Raw genomic sequence first — 16,778 nt, 5'->3', positions numbered from 1 at the left:
CAGCATGGGCATATGACCACCCTGCTGCCGGCGCCGCATACGACCGATGCCTCTGCAGCGGCAGGTGCAGCGCAGGACGTGCGGCTCGAACACGTTGAACGGTCCTTCCCGCTCGCGCGGGGACGCCGCGACGTCTTGCGAGGCGTGGACCTCGAGGTCTCCGCCGGAGAGATCGTCGCCGTCGTCGGGCCTTCCGGCTGTGGAAAGTCGACGCTCCTCCGTCTGGTCGGCGGTCTGGACTCCCCGACGCGGGGTGCCATCCGCCTCGAGGACACACCCGTCGCGGCGGTCGACGAGCGCACCGCCGTCGCCTTCCAGGAGCCCCGACTGCTCCCGTGGCGGACGATCGCGCAGAACGTCGAACTGGGCCTGCCGCGGGGCACCGCTCGCCGCGCCGGCCGCGAACGCGTGCGAGAACTCCTGCACCTGGTCGGCCTCGACGATGCCGCAGATCAGCGACCGCGAGAGGTGTCCGGCGGGATGGCGCAGCGCGCATCCCTCGCCAGAGCTCTCGCCAGGAACCCCGGTGTCCTGCTGCTCGATGAGCCCTTCGGGGCGCTCGACGCGCTCACGCGCCTGCGCATGCACGATCTGCTGCTGAAGATCCACGCCGCAGAGCCGACCACCGTGCTCCTCGTCACGCACGATGTCGAGGAAGCGCTCTACCTCGCTGATCGCGTCCTGCTTCTTCGCACGTTGAGCGCGACCCAGCCTGACGAGTCATCCATCGCCCGCACGATCACCGTGCCAGGCGCCCGCCCCCGTGACCGCGCCGATCGTGGTCTCGCAGACCTGCGCGCCGAGCTCCTCGAGGGCCTCGGCGTCGACACCCACCACCGCACCGCCGAGGAGACCCGATGAGCATCACCACCCGCCGATTCATCCCTGCGATCGCTATCGCGGGGACGATGATGCTCGTCGCCACCGGCTGCGTCGCCGGAGAGAACGCTGCTGCGACCGACGCGAAGCCCACATCCGGAACGAGCGAATGGTCGTCCGACACCCTGTCGATCGACTTCGCGACCTACAACCCGCTGAGCCTCGTGATCCGCGACCAGGGCATCCTGGAGGACATCCTCGGAGATGACGTCACCGTGGAGTGGGTGCAGTCCGCCGGCTCCAACAAGGCGAACGAACTGCTGCGCTCCGGCTCGGTCGACGTCGGCTCAACGGCCGGCTCCGCAGCGCTCCTGGCCCGAGCGAACGGCTCGCCCATCCAGGTCATCGACATCTTCTCGCAGCCCGAATGGGCGGCGATCGTCGTGGGAGCAGACAGCGACATCACGTCGATCGAAGACCTCAAGGGCAAGTCCGTCGCCGCGACCAAGGGGACCGACCCCTACTTCTTCCTGCTCCAGGCGCTCGAAGAGGGGGGCCTGTCGCTGTCGGACGTCGAGGTGCAGAACCTCCAGCACGCGGACGGTCGCGCCGCCCTCGACGGCGGTTCGGTCGAGGCATGGTCCGGTCTCGACCCGATCATGGCAGCCGCCGAGGCGGAGTCGGGTGACAAGCTCATCTACCGCAACGTCGACTTCAACACGTACGGGTTCCTGAACGCGACCGAGGACTTCATCACGAACCACCCCGACCTCGCGCAAGCGGTCGTGGACGCGTACGAGAAGGCACGAGAGTGGGCGCTGGCGAACCCTGACAAGACGGCAGAGCTCCTCGCCGAGGTGGCAAGCATCGACATCGGGGTCGCCACCACCGTGATCCAGGAGCGTTCGAACCTCGACGTGAGCGGTATCCCGGGTGACGATCAGATCGGCGTCCTGGAGAAGATCGCGCCGGTGCTCGTCGAGTCCGGCGACGTGCAGGGCGGCAAGGACTCGGTGGACAAGGCGCTGTCCTCGATCGTGAACGCGACGTTCGCCGAGAAGGCGGTCGGCGGCGAGTGAGCGAACTCGACCAGCGCGTGCTCGTGCCCGCGGACTCGCGGGACGCGCTCGACTTCGCCAAGGGCGAGCTCCGACGCCCGGGCCGCGGCGCGAGACGATCCTGGGATCGTCCTGTCGTGCGGATCGCTGCAGGGCTGCTGCTCCCGGCGATCATCCTGATCGTCTGGCAGGTGGTGACGACGAACGGACTCGTCCCGCCCTACCGTCTGCCCACACCCCTCTCGGTCCTCCAGGCAGGCATCGAGCTGGCCGAGACCGGGCAGCTCTGGACGCACATCGCCATCTCGGTGCAGCGCGTGCTGCTCGGATTCGCGATCGGCTCCGTGATCGGACTCGCTGCGGCCGGTGTGGTGGGCCTGTCACGGCTCGGGGACGTGCTGCTGAGCCCGACGCTCGCCGCCGTGCGGGCCGTGCCCTCGCTGGCCTGGGTGCCGCTGCTCATCCTCTGGATGCAGATCGGTGAGGAGTCGAAGGTCACGCTGATCGCGATCGGAGCCTTCTTCCCCGTCTACACGACCGTCGCCTCGGCGCTCCGACACGTGGATCCGCAGCTCGTGGAGGCAGGGCGCTCGTTCAGCCTGCGCGGATGGTCGCTGTTCCGTATCGTGCAACTGCCCGCGGTCGTACCGTCCGTCGTCTCCGGGCTCCGCCTCGCGCTCGCACAGGCGTGGTTGTTCCTGGTGGCCGCAGAACTCATCGCTTCCTCGATGGGACTCGGCTTCCTGCTGACCGACTCCCAGAACAGTGGCCGTGTCGATCGCATCCTACTCTCGATCGTGCTGCTGGCACTGCTCGGTACCGTGACCAACGGCGTCCTCGCCCTGGCCGAGAAATACCTGCTGCGACGGTGGGTATGAGCGTGACCGAGGCACGACTGCAGGAGACGCGAGTCTACGAGCCGTCGAACGACTTCCTGGAGGCGAACGTCTCCGGTGAGGCCTATGCGCGCGCGGCAGCGGATCCCATCGCGTTCTGGGAGGACGCCGGTCGACGCCTCGACTGGGCGAAGCCGTGGGACACCGCGCACGAGTGGGAGCCTCCGATCGGAGATGCGGTTCCTGCCGCGCGCTGGTTCGTCGGAGGCCGGCTCAACGTGGCCGCCAACTGCGTCGACCGGCACGTAGATGCCGGTCGGGGAGCCAAGGTGGCACTGTACTTCGAAGGGGAGCCGGGCGACCGCATCGCGGTCACGTACTCTGATCTGCAACAGCGGGTCGCACGCGCCGCGAATGCTCTCGTGGCGCTCGGCATCGAGCCGGGTGATCGCGTGGTGATCTACCTGCCCGTGCTCGTGGAGACGATCGTCATCACGCTCGCCTGTGCCCGGATCGGAGCCGTGCACTCCCTGGTGTTCGGGGGATTCTCCGCAGAGGCCGTGCGCTTCCGCCTCGAGGACACCGGAGCGAAGCTGCTGGTGACGAGCGACGGACAGTTCCGACGCGGCACCGCGACCGAGGTGAAGTCGACGGCCGATGCGGCGGCGGCGGACCTTCCCGAGCTCGAGCATGTGCTCGTGCTCCGGCGCACGGGCCAGGAGGTGCCGTGGACCGACGGTCGGGACGTGTGGTGGCACGAGGTTGTCGACACGGCATCTCCGACGCACGACGCCCCGGCGTTCGATGCCGAGCATCCCCTCTTCATCATCTACACGTCCGGCACCACCGGGAAGCCGAAGGGGCTCGTCCACACGTCGGGCGGATACCTCACGCAGGCGAGCTGGGCGCACTGGGCGCATTTCGACGCGAAGCCCGACGACGTGCATTGGTGCACGGCCGATCTGGCCTGGGTGACCGCGCACACCTATGAGATCTACGGTCCGCTGTCGAACGGGCTGACCCAGGTCATCTACGAAGGCACGCCTGATTCGCCGCACCGGGAGCGACACCTCGAGATCATCGAGCGCTACGGCGTGACCGTCTACTACACGGCGCCCACGTTGATCCGTACCTTCATGACCTGGTTCGGCGCCGATCTCCCTGGAGGACATGACCTCTCGACGCTCCGTCTGCTCGGCACCGTGGGCGAGGCGATCAACCCCGAGGCCTGGGTATGGTTCCGGAAGAACTTCGGCCGCGATGCGTTGCCGGTGATCGACACCTGGTGGCAGTCCGAGACCGGTGCCGCGATGATCGCCCCGCTGCCTGGCGTCACGCGCCTCAAGCCGGGCTCGGCCTCGGTGCCGTTGCCGGGGATCGATGCCGCGGTGGTCGATGCCGAGGGACGTCAGGTCGAACCGGGACGTTCGGGGACGCTCGTCGTGCGCCGACCCTGGCCGGGCATGGCCCGCACCGTCTGGGGTGATCCGGAGCGCTATCGCGACTCGTACTGGTCGGCCTATGCCGGTCGGGGCGAGTTCGGCGGCTTCTACGTCGCCGGCGACGGGGCGACCGTCGACACCGACGGGTACATCTGGATCCTCGGGCGACTCGATGACGTCGTCAACGTCTCGGGTCACCGACTCTCCACCATCGAGATCGAGTCGGCCCTCGTCGCTCACGACACCGTCGGCGAGGCCGGTTCCGCCGGGGTCTCGGATCCCGTCACCGGTCAGGCCGTCGTCGCGTTCGTGACGGCTTCGGGGCGGGCCGAGGTGACGCCGGCCGACCTCCGCGCCCAGGTCGCCCGGTCGATCGGTCCCGTCGCCAAACCGAAGCACGTCGTCGTGGTCCCCGACCTGCCCAAGACCCGGTCGGGCAAGATCATGCGCAGGCTCCTGGCACAGCTGTGGGAGGCCGAGCAGGCTCGCAGGGAGGGTCGCGAGGCCCAGCCGCTCGGCGACACGACGTCGTTGCAGAACCCCTGGGCCGTCGCGGACATCGCCGACGTGCTCTCCACAGCGGAACTCCGCTCTTGAACTCCGCCCCTGAACTCCGCTCCTGAATCGAGGACATCATGACCGAAGAGCACCGCTTCGGATTTCGCACCAGAGCCCTGCACGCGGGGGGAACGCCGGATGCCGCAACCGGAGCCAGAGCGGTACCGATCTACCAGACCACCTCGTTCGTCTTCGACGATGCCGCGGATGCCGGCAACCTGTTCGCCCTGCAGAAGTACGGCAACATCTATTCGCGTATCGGAAACCCCACGGTCGCGGCTCTCGAAGAGCGACTCGCATCCCTGGAAGGCGGAATCGGCGCCGTCGCGACGGCTTCCGGCATGAGCGCGGAGTTCATCACGTTCGCGGCCCTGGTCGGTGCTGGCGACCATGTCGTCGCCGCCGCCCAGCTCTACGGCGGCACGGTCACGCAGCTCGACGTCACGTTGCGTCGCTTCGGGGTCGAGACCACGTTCGTCGCCTCGACCGATCCCGAGGATTTCGCCGCCGCGATCCGTCCGGAGACGAAGGTGGTCTATGTCGAGATGATCGGCAATCCCTCGGGCGAGATCGCCGACATCGAAGGGCTCGCCGAGATCGCCCACGCGGCCGGTGTCCCGCTCGTGGTCGACGCGACGCTCGCCACGCCTTATCTCGCTCGCCCGCTCGAGCATGGCGCCGATATCGTCATCCACTCCGTGACGAAGTTCCTCGGAGGGCACGGGACCACCCTCGGCGGCGTCGTCATCGAGAAGGGCGCTTTCGACTGGGGCAACGGCAAGTTCCCCCAGATGACCGAACCCGTCGAGTCGTACGGCGGCATCAAGTGGTGGGACAACTTCGGCGAGTACGGCTTCCTCACCAAGCTCCGTTCCGAGCAACTGCGTGACATCGGCCCCGCGCTCAGCCCGCAGTCGGCGTTCAACCTCCTCCAGGGGATCGAGACGCTTCCGCAGCGCATAGACGCCCACCTCGCGAACGCCCGGGTCGTCGCGGACTGGCTCGCCTCGGACCCTCGTGTGGCCTACGTCACGTGGGCCGGGCTCGAAGGACACCCGCACCACGCACGCGCAGCCAAGTACCTGCCTCTCGGTCCCGGCTCGGTCTTCACGTTCGGCGTCGCGGCGCCGGACGGTCGCGCGGCGGGGGAGACCCTGATCGAGAACCTGCAACTGGCCTCGCACCTCGCGAACATCGGCGACGCGCGCACCCTCGTGATCCATCCGGCCTCGACGACGCACCGGCAGCTCACCGAGGATCAGCTGGTCGCCGCGGGTGTGCGCCCTGACCTCATCCGCATCTCGGTCGGTCTGGAAGACTCCGACGACATCATCTGGGACCTCGACCAGGCCCTCACCACGGCGACGGGAGCGAACCGATGAGCACCATGAGCACGGGCGATGCCTGCGCGCTGCCTGCCGTGACGGATGCAGCGGCGTGTGCGCTGCCCGGTGCGACACCCGTCGCGGTCGCTGTGTCGGGGCGGACCTGGAGCGGACCGACCCAGCAGGAGCGCTTCGGCCTTCTGCGACGCGCGAAGTCGATCGCGATCGTCGGGGCATCGAACAATCCCGCCCGCGCGTCCTACTTCGTGGCGACGTACCTGCTCTCCAGCACGAACTACGACGTGTACCTGGTGAACCCGCGGGAGACCGAGATCCTCGGGCAGCCCGTCTACGCGACCCTGAGCGACCTGCCCGTCGTGCCCGACATCGTCGACGTGTTCCGACGCCACGACGACCTTCCCGGCGTGGCGCAGGAGGCCATCGAGGCGGGCGCGCAGACGTTGTGGCTGCAGCTCGGCTCATGGAACGAGGATGCCGCGGCGATCGCCGAGGGCGCGGGGCTGTCCGTGGTGATGGACCGCTGCATCAAGATCGAGCACGCGCGGTTCCATGGCGGACTCCACCTGGCCGGCTTCGATACCGGTGTGATCAGCTCCCGCCGCCAGCTGCGCGCGAGATGAGTCGCGTCGGGGGCGAAGCCTAGACTGACCGCATGCCTCTCATCGCACTCACCGGCGGTATCGCCTCCGGGAAGTCGACCATCGCCCGCCGCCTGGCCGAGCACGGTGCCGTCATCGTCGACGCCGATCAGATCGTGCGCGACGTGCAGGCTCCCGGTTCGCCGGTGCTCGTCAGAATCGCCGAGACCTTCGGCGACGATGTCATCTCCCCGGACGGCTCACTCGACAGGGCGGCGCTCGGTGCGAAGGTGTTCGGCGATGCCGCTCTCCTCGCGCAGCTCAACGCGATCGTCCACCCCGCGGTCCGTGAGGAATCCCAGCGACGCTTCGATGCGGCCCTCCGCGGCGACGCGGATGCCGTGGTCGTCTACGACGTGCCGCTCCTGGTCGAGGCGAGGGTGGACGATCCGTGGGATCTCATCGTCGTCGCGCATGCGCCGGCTGATGTGCGCCGCGAGCGGCTCGTCGAGCTGCGCGGCATGAGTGAGCGCGCAGCTCAGGAGCGTATCGACGCCCAGGTATCCGACGACCGTCGTCTCGCGATCGCCGACGTCGTGATCGATACGTCGGGCACTGTGGAGAGCACGATCGAGCAGGCCGACGCCCTCTGGCACCGGATCAGCTCGCGGTGACGTTCGCGGGTCACGCCCCGGGATCACGCGAGTACCGCCGGCTCCTCGTCGGTCTGTTCTTCGCCGGGGTCGCGACATTCGCCCAGCTGTACTCGGCCCAGGCCGTGCTGCCGCAGATCTCGACCGAGCTCTCGGTCACGCCGGCGACGGCTGCGCTGAGTGTGTCGGCCGCCACACTCGGCCTGGCGCTGGCCGTCATCCCCTGGTCGATGGTGGCCGATCGCATCGGCCGCGTGCCGGCCATGGCCACCGGGGTGCTCACAGCCACGGGACTGGGCCTCGTCGCTCCGCTGAGCGGGGAGATCGCCGTGCTGCTGGTCCTGCGATTCGCGGAGGGGATGGCGCTGGGGGCTGTACCCGCAGTGGCACTGGCCTACCTCAGCGAAGAGGTCGAAGTACGTCACGCCGCCACTGCCGCAGGGAGCTACATCGCCGGGACCACGGTCGGTGGACTGCTCGGGCGCATCGTCTCGGGGATCATCGGGGAAGTGGGAGGCTGGCGGACCGGCATCCTCTCTGTCGCGGTCATGTGCGCGCTCGCCGCCGTGCTGTTCCTCTGGCTCACGCCCCGCGCCAGAGGATTCGTCCCCGGTCGTCTGCGCGTCGATCGAGGGCCGGGCATCCTGGCGAAGCTGCGTGCGCCGTTGCGCTCACCGCTGCAGTGGGCCCTGTACGCGCAGGGATTCCTGCTGATGGGTGCCTTCGTCGCGGTGTACAACTATCTCGGGTTCCATCTCTCGGCCGCACCGTTCCTCCTTCCCGCCTGGCTGGTCACCCTGCTGTTCCTGGCATACCTGGCTGGCACGGTGTCCTCGCCATGGGCCGGGGCGCTCGCCTCGCGGGCTGGGCGATTCCCGGTCCTGCTCGCCTCGATCGGAGTGATGGCCGTAGGGGCCGCACTGCTGCTGCTTCCGATGGCCGGCTTCGTCCTGGCAGGGCTCGTGCTGTTCACCGCGGGGTTCTTCGGCGCCCACGCCATCGCCTCGGGGTGGACGCCCGTCGCGGCCGACCCCGCCAGCAGGGCGCAGGCATCCTCGCTGTACTACTTCGCCTACTACGCCGGGTCGAGCGTGTTCGGGTGGCTGCTCGGTCTCGTGTTCGGTGCGACGACCTGGGGCTGGTTCGTCGCCGTCATCGTCGCGATGTGCGGTGCTGCCGCGCTCGCGGCGGTCGCCGCTCTCCGCGGCGCGGAGAGCGGCCGGCCCGCCCTCTGAGAGGATCTCATCATGCAGCTGCAGCTCCTGGAAGCGTACGACCGTCAGCTCCGCAGAGATCCTGAGATCGCGGGGGCGTCGAGCGCAGCGGCGCACGGACCGCTCCTCATGGCGACGTTCCCCGGCGGACGCGGCTTCGTCACGTATGCCCAGCTCGGCGACGTGGAGGCGGACGACGTCGCGCTGTTGGTCGGCGCGGCGGTCGACCACTTCGGGGGGCGTCCGGAGGTGAGGTCGGTCGAGTGGAAGACCCGCGCTCACGATCGTGCTCCCGGCCTGCACGACGCTCTTGTCGCTCGCGACTTCGTGCCGGAGGAGCCGGAGTCCATCATGATCGGTGAGGCCGCTCCGCTCGCGCGGCACGTCGACGTTCCTGAGCGCGTCACGATCAGGCGGAGCCGCAGTGGTGCCGACGTGTTCGCGGCGGGTGAGATGCAGGGTCGCGTCTTCGATGACCCCGACTGGCGTTCGAGATCGGAGGAGCTCGTCGTGCACCTGCGCGAAGACCCTTCTGCCGAGCTGTGGATCGCTGTCGTGGACGACGTGGTGATCAGCGCCGGGAGGCTCGAGCCGGTGGCCGGCACCGAGTTCGCCGGTCTCTGGGGCGGTGCGACGGTCCCGGAGTGGCGAGGCCGCGGCATCTACCGCGCTCTCACGGCGGAGCGGGCGCGGTCGGCTCTCGCGCGCGGGGTCCGCTACCTCCACTCCGATTCCACCGAGTTCTCGCGCCCGATCCTGGAGCGGTCGGGACTGGTGAAGGTGTCGACGACGACGCCGTACGTGTGGGCTCCCGTGCGAGGCTGATCCTGCGCGACGGCCTCGATGTCGGAGGGGCGGCATACGCTGGAGGTATGCAACCCACGCGCAGTGTCCGCCCCTTCGAGGTCATCAGCGAGTATGAGCCGGCCGGAGACCAGCCGAAGGCCATCGCCGATCTGGCGGCGCGCATCAATGCCGGTGAGACGGACGTGGTGCTGCTCGGGGCGACGGGTACGGGAAAGTCCGCGACGACGGCCTGGCTGGTTGAGCAGGTCCAGCGCCCCACCCTCGTGCTGGCCCACAACAAGACCCTGGCCGCCCAGCTCGCGAACGAGTTCCGCGAGCTCATGCCCAACAACGCTGTCGAGTACTTCGTCTCGTACTACGACTACTACCAGCCGGAGGCATACGTACCGCAGACCGACACCTTCATCGAGAAGGACTCGTCGATCAACTCCGAAGTCGAGCGACTGCGGCATTCGACGACCAACTCGCTGTTGAGCCGACGCGATGTCATCGTGGTCTCCACCGTGTCCTGCATCTACGGACTCGGGGCGCCGGAAGAGTACCTGCGGGCCATGGTCGCCCTCCAGGTGGGGGAGCGCTATGACCGCGATGCGCTCATCCGTCAGTTCATCGCCATGCAGTACAACCGCAACGATGTCGACTTCTCGCGGGGCAACTTCCGTGTGCGCGGAGACACCATCGAGATCATCCCCGTCTACGAAGAGCACGCCATCCGCATCGAGCTGTTCGGCGACGAGATCGAGGCGCTGTACTCGCTGCATCCCCTGACCGGTGAGGTCATCGAGAAGCTCGACGCCGTGCCGATCTTCCCGGCATCGCACTATGTGGCCGGTACCGACGTTATCCAGCGCTCCATCGGCACGATCGAGCACGAGTTGGAAGAGCGCCTCGCCGAGTTCGAACGTCAGGGCAAGCTCCTCGAGGCGCAGCGTCTGCGCATGCGCACGACCTTCGACCTCGAGATGCTCCAGCAGCTGGGCTTCTGCTCCGGCATCGAGAACTACTCGCGTCACATGGACGGTCGCATGCCGGGTGAGCCTCCGCACACGCTGCTGGACTTCTTCCCCGACGACTTCCTGCTCGTGATCGACGAGTCGCACGTGACCGTGCCGCAGATCGGCGCGATGTACGAGGGCGATGCTTCTCGCAAGCGCACGCTGGTCGACCACGGGTTCCGTCTTCCGAGCGCGATGGACAACCGTCCGCTGCGCTGGGACGAGTTCAAGAACCGCATCGGACAGACGGTGTACCTCTCGGCCACTCCCGGAAAGTACGAGATGGGGATCGCCGACGGCGTCGTCGAGCAGATCATCCGCCCGACCGGCCTCGTCGACCCGGAGATCGTGGTGAAACCGTCGAAGGGGCAGATCGACGACCTGCTCGAGGAGATCCGCGTGCGGGTCGAGCGTGACGAGCGTGTGCTCGTCACGACGCTCACCAAGAAGATGGCCGAAGAGCTCACCGACTTCCTCGGCGAGCACGGTGTGCGTGTCCGCTACCTGCATTCCGACGTCGACACGCTGCGCCGCGTCGAGCTGCTGAGCGAGCTGCGCGCTGGCGTGTACGACGTTCTCGTGGGTATCAACCTGCTGCGTGAGGGCCTCGACCTCCCAGAGGTCTCCCTTGTGGCGATTCTCGACGCCGACAAGGAGGGGTTCCTGCGCTCGGGCACGTCTCTGATCCAGACCATCGGCCGTGCGGCACGAAACGTGTCCGGTGAAGTGCACATGTATGCCGACAAGATGACCGACTCCATGACGAAGGCGATCGAGGAGACCGACCGACGTCGGGAGAAGCAAGTCGCGTACAACAAGGAGAACGGCATCGACCCGCAGCCGCTCCGCAAGCGCATCGCCGACATCACCGAGGTGCTGGCACGTGAAGGCGCCGACACGGCGGAGATGCTCTCGGGTCGTGGCCGCGCGACGGGCAAGGGCAAATCGCCGACGCCCAACCTGCGCCGTACCGGGATCGCCGCCGAGGGCGCGCAGCAACTCGAGGCCACCATCCAGGATCTGTCCGACCAGATGCTCGCGGCTGCCGCGGAGCTCAAGTTCGAGCTGGCCGGGCGCCTGCGCGATGAGGTGCAGGATCTCAAGAAGGAACTCCGCGCCATGGAGCGCGCCGGACACGCGTAAGCGGGGATGAACGATGGACGCTGCGGGGAACGAGCTGGCGGATCGTGTGCGCGCCTTGCTCGGAACGGACACCGAGATCGAAGAGCGGCGCATGTTCGGTACGAGAGCGTTCCTGGACGACGGGCACATCCTGGTGGGCGCGCGGCCCGGGGGAGTGCTGCTGGTCCGTGTGACGGATGAAGACGGCGCCGCACTGCTCACCGAGCCAGGTGCGGCACGTGCGGTGATGGGGGCGCGCACCATGAGTTCGGGGTGGCTCGACGTTTCGCAGGCGGCGATCGAGGACGACACAGCGCTCATGTTCTGGCTCGATGTCGCTCGAGAGTCCGCCGTTTCGAGGGCGGAGAACTCGGAGCAGGGCTGACACGGAGCCCCGTGCTCTCAACGACCGCGTGCCAGGGCGCGGGGCGGCCGCTCGCTCTAGGGGCAGTGCACCAGCGTCTTGGGCCCGGAGCGGTCGATCTCGTGCTGCGTCATCGGAGCCCCGCAGAGAGGGCAGGCGCGTTCGGCCCGCTCGGCCGCGCTGGGCGGGGGCGTCTTCTCGTACGGGCCGACGGAGGCGGGTCCTGCGAACCGGATGAGGTTCGTGTTCACCCAGGAGTACAGTCCTCCTGCTTCGCGGATGCGAGTGCGGAGGGGCGGGCGGTCGGAGTCCTGTGCCATGTTGATTAGTGTACTAACTATTAGTGCAGATGTATAGTCTCCCTTGTGACCCCCACCGACGACCTGCTCCGGCTCGAGAACCAGCTCTGCTTCGCCCTGGTGACAGCGGCGCGCAACGTCGTCGCCCTGTATCGACCGATCCTCGAGCCCCTCGGCCTGACGCACCCGCAGTACCTCGTGATGCTGGCGCTCTGGGAACGAGCTCCTCGCACGCTGAACGACCTGGCCGTAGACCTGGCCATGGAGCCCGCCACCGCGTCCCCGCTCGTGAAGAGGCTCGAGGCCGACGGGCTGGTCGCGCGCCAGCGAAGCACCGAGGACGAGCGGCGACTCGAGATCACTCTGACGGCGGCGGGCGCTGCGCTGCGCGAGCGCGCGGTGGAAGTCCCGCACCAGGTGATGGCCGCGGTCGGCATGGGGATCGACGAGATCGCGGCGCTCCGCGACGGTCTCGGCCCGTTCGCCGGGCGCCGTCCTGACCTCGGCTGACCTGCCGGTGGCGTCTGACGCTGCCGGAGGTGATGGCGGGCTGGGGGAGGCGCAGCCCCTAGGGTGGGGGCATGCCCCGCTCCGAGCCCTCGGTCCCGGTGCTTGAGCCTGCCAGGTCGAATCGCCCACGAATACTGCTGCTTCCGCTCATCGCGATCGCCGGCTTCTTCGCGACGATCATGTTCGCTGCAGCGGCGCAGGGGCTCCCGCAGTTCGGGGGATGGCTCGCCGATGCCGAGCCACGGGCCGGCGAGGGCACGGGGCCGACGGCGCCGGCGGAGACCGCACCCCCGCCGATGGATCCACCGGAGGACTCTCCGCTGCTCGCGATCATCGGATACGTCCTCGCCGCGCTCGTCCTCGCCGCCGTGCTCGCGATGGTGTTCTTCGGCGCCCGCCTCCTGATCCGCTACCTCGTCGGCCTCTGGCGCGACCGTCCTCTCTCGCGCCGAGCGACGTCGGGATTCGATGCACACGTCGTCGCAGCGCCTGCGGTCGGGGTCGACCCGGACGAGGCGACGATCCGGCGCGGCATCGCGGAGGCGCTGCGGACGGTCGATGACCGGTCCCGACCCGGCGACAGCATCGTGGCGGCGTGGGTGGGACTGGAGGAATCCGCAGCGGACGCCGGTGCGGGGCGCGGTGTCAACGAGACACCGTCAGAGTTCACCGTGCGCATCATCGGCAGGCGCGCCGGGATCACCGACGACGTCGTCACCCTGCTGGGCCTCTACGAACGCGTCCGCTTCGGCGGTCACGATGCCGACGAAGACGATCGTGCCCGAGCTGCCGAGTGTCTTCGCGGCATCCAGGAGGGGTGGCGATGAAGAGACGCGTCCTCGTCGTGAGCGTCGGTGTCGTCGGCGCTGCGGGCGTGCTCCTCCTGCTCGGACAGCTGGGATTCCCCGAACCGTTCGTGCTCGCCTGGATGATCCTCGCCCTTGCAGTGGTCTTCGCCTGCCGTCAGGAGTTCATCGAGGTCGGTCCCGAGTGGCCTCCGGAAGAGCCGAGCCGCAGTTCGCACGGCTCCGAGGTCTCCCGCATGGCATGGGCGATCAACACCCGCACGGGGGTCGCCGGACACGTGGTCGTGCGTCGCGTGCAGGCGGTGCTGCGAAGACGCCTCGCGCTGCACGGTCTCGACCTCGACGACCCCGCACAGCACGCACGCATCGACGCACTCCTCGGCGAGGGGGTGCGCGCCGCCCTTCACCGTCGCGAGGTGCAGCGCACCGACATCGAGATGGTGCTCGATGCGATCGACCGAATCCCGAACGACATGGAGGAGCCCGGATGACCAGCCAGGAGACCACGCAGATCGCCGAGACCGGGCGCCGGGTGCTCGACAGCGTCCGTGGAGCCGTCGTCGGGATGGACGAGCCTCTCACGATCGCCCTCGCCGCGATCCTCGCTGGCGGCCATGTGCTGTTCGAAGACGTGCCCGGCCTCGGGAAGACGCTCGCCGCGCGGAGCCTGGCCTCGGCGCTCGGCCTCGACTTCCGACGTCTGCAGTGCACCCCGGACATGCTTCCCGGGGATGTCACGGGCTCTTACGTCTACGCACCGGCGACCGGCGAGTTCGTGTTCCGGCCTGGGCCGATCTTCACCGGATTGCTCCTTGCCGACGAGGTGAACCGCACGACGCCCAAGACACAATCGGCGATGCTGGAGGCGATGGCGGAGCATCAGGTGACGGTCGAGGGCAACAGCTTCGCCCTGCCTCGTCCCTTCCACGTGATCGCCACGTCGAATCCCATCGAGTACGAGGGAACGTACGCACTTCCCGAGGCGCAGCTCGACCGCTTCATGGTGCGGCTCGCGGTCGGTTACCCCGTGCCGGAGGATGAGACCCGCATCATCCTCGACCGCGTGCGACGGCAGAGCCAGGATGCCTCCGTCGAGCCCGTCGTCGACGGCGCAGGGCTCCTCGCGATCCAGGCGGCGGTCGAACGGATCCACGTCGATGCCGATGTCGCGAGGTATTGCGTCGAGCTGACGAGGGCCACCCGGGACGCGGCGCACGTCGCCGTCGGTGCCTCTCCTCGGGGTTCACAGGCTCTCGTCCTGCTCGGCCGGGCGCTCGCCGCCCTGGATGATCGCGACTACGTCCGACCGGACGACATCAAGCGCATCGCGGGGTCCGTCCTCGCTCACCGACTCACCCTGACGCCGCAGGCCTGGGCCCAGGGTGTGGATCCTCGTTCGGTCGTCGCGACGGTGGTCGAGGGGACTCCGGTCCCACCGACAGTGGCTGCGCTGCGGTGACCGAGTCGGTCCGCATCGCGGCGCGCTCGCGCGTGCGCTGGAATCGGACGCCTGTGATCGCGATAGGACTCGCGGGTTCCGCGATCGTCGCAGCTGTCGGCCTCGTGTTCTCTCGGCCCGACGTGGTCGGTATCGGTCTCCCTCTCGCACTGGCGACAGTGTGGGCGCTGCTGCGCCGTCCCCGCGACGGCGTGCTGTCGATCGAGTTGCGGGCACGACCAGAGGGGGCGGCCCCTTCGTCGGATGTGGTGGGGGCGGTGGACGCCGACCTCGATACCGGCTGGCTCCAGGTCACGGTCGATCAGGAGGAACGTCGGTCCGGGGTCGCCGACGTGTTGCCAGGGCGCTCCGTCCTCGCATCGCGCAACCGTCTGCAGCACTCGGGTCCTGTCGAGCTCGTCGGCGTGACGGCCCGCGGGGCGGCTCTCGACGGCGCCTGGGTTTCGGAGGTCGCACCTCGCGTCGCACTGGAGTGGCACACGCCCCCGAGGCAGGTACACATCGGGCAGTTGCCGGTCGCGCCACGTCTCACGGGCCTGCACGGGGCCCACGAGGGATCTCGGCCCGGCCAGGGCGGCGATTTCCGCGACATCCATCCGTTCGCCCCCGGTGACGAGCTGCGCCGTGTCGACTGGCGGGCGACCGCGCGCGCCGCCCGTAGACCCGGCGACCTGCTCGTGCGACGCACAGCCGCCCTCAGCGACTCGTCGGTGGTGATCGCGATCGACACCGCGGAGGACCTGGGAGCGGTCGTCGCCTCCTGGGGAACGGACGACGCCGACCGGTCGGGCGTCACCTCGCTGGATCACGCCCGTGAAGCCGCGCTGTCGATCGCGACCGCTGCGATCGGTGTCGGCGACCGGGTGTCGTACCACGCGCTGTCGCACGGTGGCCGCAGCCTTCCCTCCGGCGGCGGCCCGCGTCACCTCGCCCGCCTTCGCGACGTGATCGCGGCGACGGGCCAGAGTGCGGACGACTCCCGGTATCGTCGGTCTCCGGTCGTGCCGCCGGGATCCATCATCTTCGTGCTCTCCACGTTCTTCGACGGTGCCGCCGCTCAGCTGGTCACTCGCTGGCGGGCGTCAGGCCATGCCGTGGTCGCCGTCGACGTCCTCCCCGCACCGGAGGGAAGCAGACTCACCCGCGAACAGCGCATCGCGTTGCGCACCCTGCTGGCGGAGCGCTCCGACATCCTCGTCGAACTCCGGCACGCCGGCGTCGAGGTCGTCAGATGGAAGGAATCCGATGTCGACGTCGCGCTGCGGCTCGCTGCTCTTCGCCAGCAGCGGATGCGGATGGGACGGCTATGAGGCGCCGGCTCCGATCGTTCCGGGTGCGGGCGGCCGTTCCAGGGATCGTCGTCCGACTGCTGGTGGTGGGTATCGCGTGGGGAGGGGCGCTCGTGCTCGTCCCCTTTCCGCTTTGGCAGGGCGTGGCCGTGATCGCCTCAGTGCTCGCCGTCGTGCTCCCGCGGTCCCTGGCCGCCTGGCTGGCAGCCGCATGCCTCGTGTTCGGCGTCCTCCTGACGGACCCGGATCCAGGGCGCAGCGCCCTGGCCGTCCTGCTCGTGCACGCGATCCATGTGCTCGCATCGTTGAGTCTCGTGATCCCGATCTCCTCGCGTGTCGCGCTTCCCGTTCTGGGTCCGAGCCTTGCGCGACTCCTCGTCATCCAGCTGCTGGCGCAGCCCCTCGTGTTCGCCGTGTGGTTGCTTGCGCCTTCGGATGTCGTGCACGGGCTCACCCCGCTCGCACCGCTGGCCGCCGCGGCGCTCGCCGGCGGCGTCCTGCTGGCCCTGCACGCCGCCCGGAGAGCGGACGCTCACCCCCGAGAGTCCGAAGGGGCGGAGGGGGAGAGCATCGCGGTGCGGCACGACGGAGCCAATGTCCGTGGCCCCTCGTAGACTTGTCCG

General features: G+C 68.8%; 18 protein-coding genes. 17 read left to right on the top strand and 1 reads right to left on the bottom strand.

Translation table 11 applies throughout. From position 1 onward, the window contains the following. The first annotated feature begins 12 nt into the window (after window positions 1-12). Genes AB4070_RS03670 through AB4070_RS03620 form a run of 11 tightly spaced genes read left to right on the top strand, consistent with a single transcriptional unit; the run spans window position 13 to window position 11,813 of the window. A complete protein-coding gene (locus tag AB4070_RS03670; RefSeq protein ID WP_441978925.1) occupies window positions 13-861 on the top strand; it encodes an ABC transporter ATP-binding protein in 849 nt (282 codons plus the stop codon). Continuing rightward, on the top strand, window positions 858-1,898 hold the full coding sequence (locus tag AB4070_RS03665) for an aliphatic sulfonate ABC transporter substrate-binding protein (RefSeq protein WP_441978924.1): 1,041 nt from the start codon (window positions 858-860) through the stop codon (window positions 1,896-1,898). Before AB4070_RS03670 ends, AB4070_RS03665 begins: the two co-directional genes overlap by 4 nt. Beyond that, window positions 1,895-2,755 carry an ABC transporter permease gene (locus tag AB4070_RS03660; RefSeq protein ID WP_441978923.1) on the top strand — a complete coding sequence of 287 codons (861 nt, stop codon included), beginning with the start codon at window positions 1,895-1,897 and terminating at the stop codon, window positions 2,753-2,755. The genes AB4070_RS03665 and AB4070_RS03660 overlap by 4 nt, the downstream gene beginning before the upstream one ends. Continuing rightward, window positions 2,752-4,752, top strand: a complete 2,001-nt coding sequence (gene acs, locus AB4070_RS03655) for an acetate--CoA ligase (protein ID WP_441978922.1) — start codon at window positions 2,752-2,754, stop codon at window positions 4,750-4,752. Before AB4070_RS03660 ends, acs begins: the two co-directional genes overlap by 4 nt. 38 nt (window positions 4,753-4,790) lie before the next feature. After that, window positions 4,791-6,095, top strand: coding sequence for an O-acetylhomoserine aminocarboxypropyltransferase/cysteine synthase family protein (locus AB4070_RS03650; RefSeq protein WP_441978921.1), 1,305 nt, complete (start codon window positions 4,791-4,793; stop codon window positions 6,093-6,095). A 5-nt stretch (window positions 6,096-6,100) separates the two neighbouring features. After that, entirely contained in the window at window positions 6,101-6,679 is a 579-nt protein-coding gene (locus AB4070_RS03645) for a CoA-binding protein (protein ID WP_441979032.1), read from the top strand. Between the two features lie 32 nt (window positions 6,680-6,711). Beyond that, window positions 6,712-7,311 (top strand): dephospho-CoA kinase, encoded by a 600-nt coding sequence (gene coaE, locus AB4070_RS03640; RefSeq protein ID WP_441978920.1) that lies wholly within the window; start codon window positions 6,712-6,714, stop codon window positions 7,309-7,311. After that, complete coding sequence (locus AB4070_RS03635; protein ID WP_441978919.1) at window positions 7,308-8,525, top strand: MFS transporter; 1,218 nt, start codon at window positions 7,308-7,310, stop codon at window positions 8,523-8,525. Before coaE ends, AB4070_RS03635 begins: the two co-directional genes overlap by 4 nt. Before the next feature lie 12 nt (window positions 8,526-8,537). Next, complete coding sequence (locus AB4070_RS03630) at window positions 8,538-9,329, top strand: GNAT family N-acetyltransferase (protein WP_441978918.1); 792 nt, start codon at window positions 8,538-8,540, stop codon at window positions 9,327-9,329. 47 nt (window positions 9,330-9,376) lie between these two features. Next, window positions 9,377-11,449 (top strand): excinuclease ABC subunit UvrB, encoded by a 2,073-nt coding sequence (gene uvrB / locus AB4070_RS03625; RefSeq protein WP_046749425.1) that lies wholly within the window; start codon window positions 9,377-9,379, stop codon window positions 11,447-11,449. Window positions 11,450-11,462: 13 nt separating this feature from the next. Beyond that, window positions 11,463-11,813, top strand: coding sequence for a TfoX/Sxy family protein (locus AB4070_RS03620; RefSeq protein ID WP_441978917.1), 351 nt, complete (start codon window positions 11,463-11,465; stop codon window positions 11,811-11,813). Between the two features lie 56 nt (window positions 11,814-11,869). Here AB4070_RS03620 and AB4070_RS03615 read toward each other — a convergent pair whose 3' ends face one another. Beyond that, window positions 11,870-12,112 carry a hypothetical protein gene (locus AB4070_RS03615; RefSeq protein WP_105724504.1) on the bottom strand — a complete coding sequence of 81 codons (243 nt, stop codon included), beginning with the start codon at window positions 12,110-12,112 and terminating at the stop codon, window positions 11,870-11,872. Between the two features lie 45 nt (window positions 12,113-12,157). On the opposite strand from AB4070_RS03615, the gene AB4070_RS03610 reads away from it, so the two are divergent. From AB4070_RS03610 to AB4070_RS03585, 6 genes are all read left to right on the top strand, one after another. Beyond that, window positions 12,158-12,601, top strand: a complete 444-nt coding sequence (locus AB4070_RS03610; RefSeq protein ID WP_193761926.1) for a MarR family winged helix-turn-helix transcriptional regulator — start codon at window positions 12,158-12,160, stop codon at window positions 12,599-12,601. Between the two features lie 71 nt (window positions 12,602-12,672). Next, complete coding sequence (locus tag AB4070_RS03605) at window positions 12,673-13,428, top strand: DUF4129 domain-containing protein (RefSeq protein ID WP_441978916.1); 756 nt, start codon at window positions 12,673-12,675, stop codon at window positions 13,426-13,428. After that, complete coding sequence (locus AB4070_RS03600; protein ID WP_441978915.1) at window positions 13,425-13,898, top strand: hypothetical protein; 474 nt, start codon at window positions 13,425-13,427, stop codon at window positions 13,896-13,898. Before AB4070_RS03605 ends, AB4070_RS03600 begins: the two co-directional genes overlap by 4 nt. Then, a complete protein-coding gene (locus AB4070_RS03595; RefSeq protein WP_441978914.1) occupies window positions 13,895-14,866 on the top strand; it encodes an AAA family ATPase in 972 nt (323 codons plus the stop codon). The genes AB4070_RS03600 and AB4070_RS03595 overlap by 4 nt, the downstream gene beginning before the upstream one ends. Then, window positions 14,863-16,176: a DUF58 domain-containing protein gene (locus tag AB4070_RS03590; RefSeq protein ID WP_441978913.1), complete on the top strand. Its 1,314-nt coding sequence runs from the start codon at window positions 14,863-14,865 to the stop codon at window positions 16,174-16,176. The genes AB4070_RS03595 and AB4070_RS03590 overlap by 4 nt, the downstream gene beginning before the upstream one ends. Next, entirely contained in the window at window positions 16,173-16,769 is a 597-nt protein-coding gene (locus AB4070_RS03585) for a hypothetical protein (RefSeq protein ID WP_441978912.1), read from the top strand. The genes AB4070_RS03590 and AB4070_RS03585 overlap by 4 nt, the downstream gene beginning before the upstream one ends. Window positions 16,770-16,778: the final 9 nt, after the last annotated feature.

The organism is Microbacterium sp. 2RAF4 (genome assembly GCF_052115285.1).
GTDB classification, from domain to species: domain Bacteria; phylum Actinomycetota; class Actinomycetes; order Actinomycetales; family Microbacteriaceae; genus Microbacterium; species Microbacterium oxydans.
This window is presented reverse-complemented; position numbering and strand designations above follow the sequence as displayed.

Coding starts and splice junctions, on each gene's coding strand:
- AB4070_RS03670 (WP_441978925.1), top strand. CDS start 13: ATGACCACCCTGCTGCCGGCGCCGCATACGACCGATGCCTCTGCAGCG.
- AB4070_RS03665 (WP_441978924.1), top strand. CDS start 858: ATGAGCATCACCACCCGCCGATTCATCCCTGCGATCGCTATCGCGGGG.
- acs (WP_441978922.1), top strand. CDS start 2,752: ATGAGCGTGACCGAGGCACGACTGCAGGAGACGCGAGTCTACGAGCCG.
- AB4070_RS03650 (WP_441978921.1), top strand. CDS start 4,791: ATGACCGAAGAGCACCGCTTCGGATTTCGCACCAGAGCCCTGCACGCG.
- AB4070_RS03645 (WP_441979032.1), top strand. CDS start 6,101: ATGAGCACGGGCGATGCCTGCGCGCTGCCTGCCGTGACGGATGCAGCG.
- coaE (WP_441978920.1), top strand. CDS start 6,712: ATGCCTCTCATCGCACTCACCGGCGGTATCGCCTCCGGGAAGTCGACC.
- AB4070_RS03630 (WP_441978918.1), top strand. CDS start 8,538: ATGCAGCTGCAGCTCCTGGAAGCGTACGACCGTCAGCTCCGCAGAGAT.
- uvrB (WP_046749425.1), top strand. CDS start 9,377: ATGCAACCCACGCGCAGTGTCCGCCCCTTCGAGGTCATCAGCGAGTAT.
- AB4070_RS03620 (WP_441978917.1), top strand. CDS start 11,463: ATGGACGCTGCGGGGAACGAGCTGGCGGATCGTGTGCGCGCCTTGCTC.
- AB4070_RS03615 (WP_105724504.1), bottom strand. CDS start 12,112: ATGGCACAGGACTCCGACCGCCCGCCCCTCCGCACTCGCATCCGCGAA.
- AB4070_RS03605 (WP_441978916.1), top strand. CDS start 12,673: ATGCCCCGCTCCGAGCCCTCGGTCCCGGTGCTTGAGCCTGCCAGGTCG.
- AB4070_RS03600 (WP_441978915.1), top strand. CDS start 13,425: ATGAAGAGACGCGTCCTCGTCGTGAGCGTCGGTGTCGTCGGCGCTGCG.
- AB4070_RS03595 (WP_441978914.1), top strand. CDS start 13,895: ATGACCAGCCAGGAGACCACGCAGATCGCCGAGACCGGGCGCCGGGTG.
- AB4070_RS03585 (WP_441978912.1), top strand. CDS start 16,173: ATGAGGCGCCGGCTCCGATCGTTCCGGGTGCGGGCGGCCGTTCCAGGG.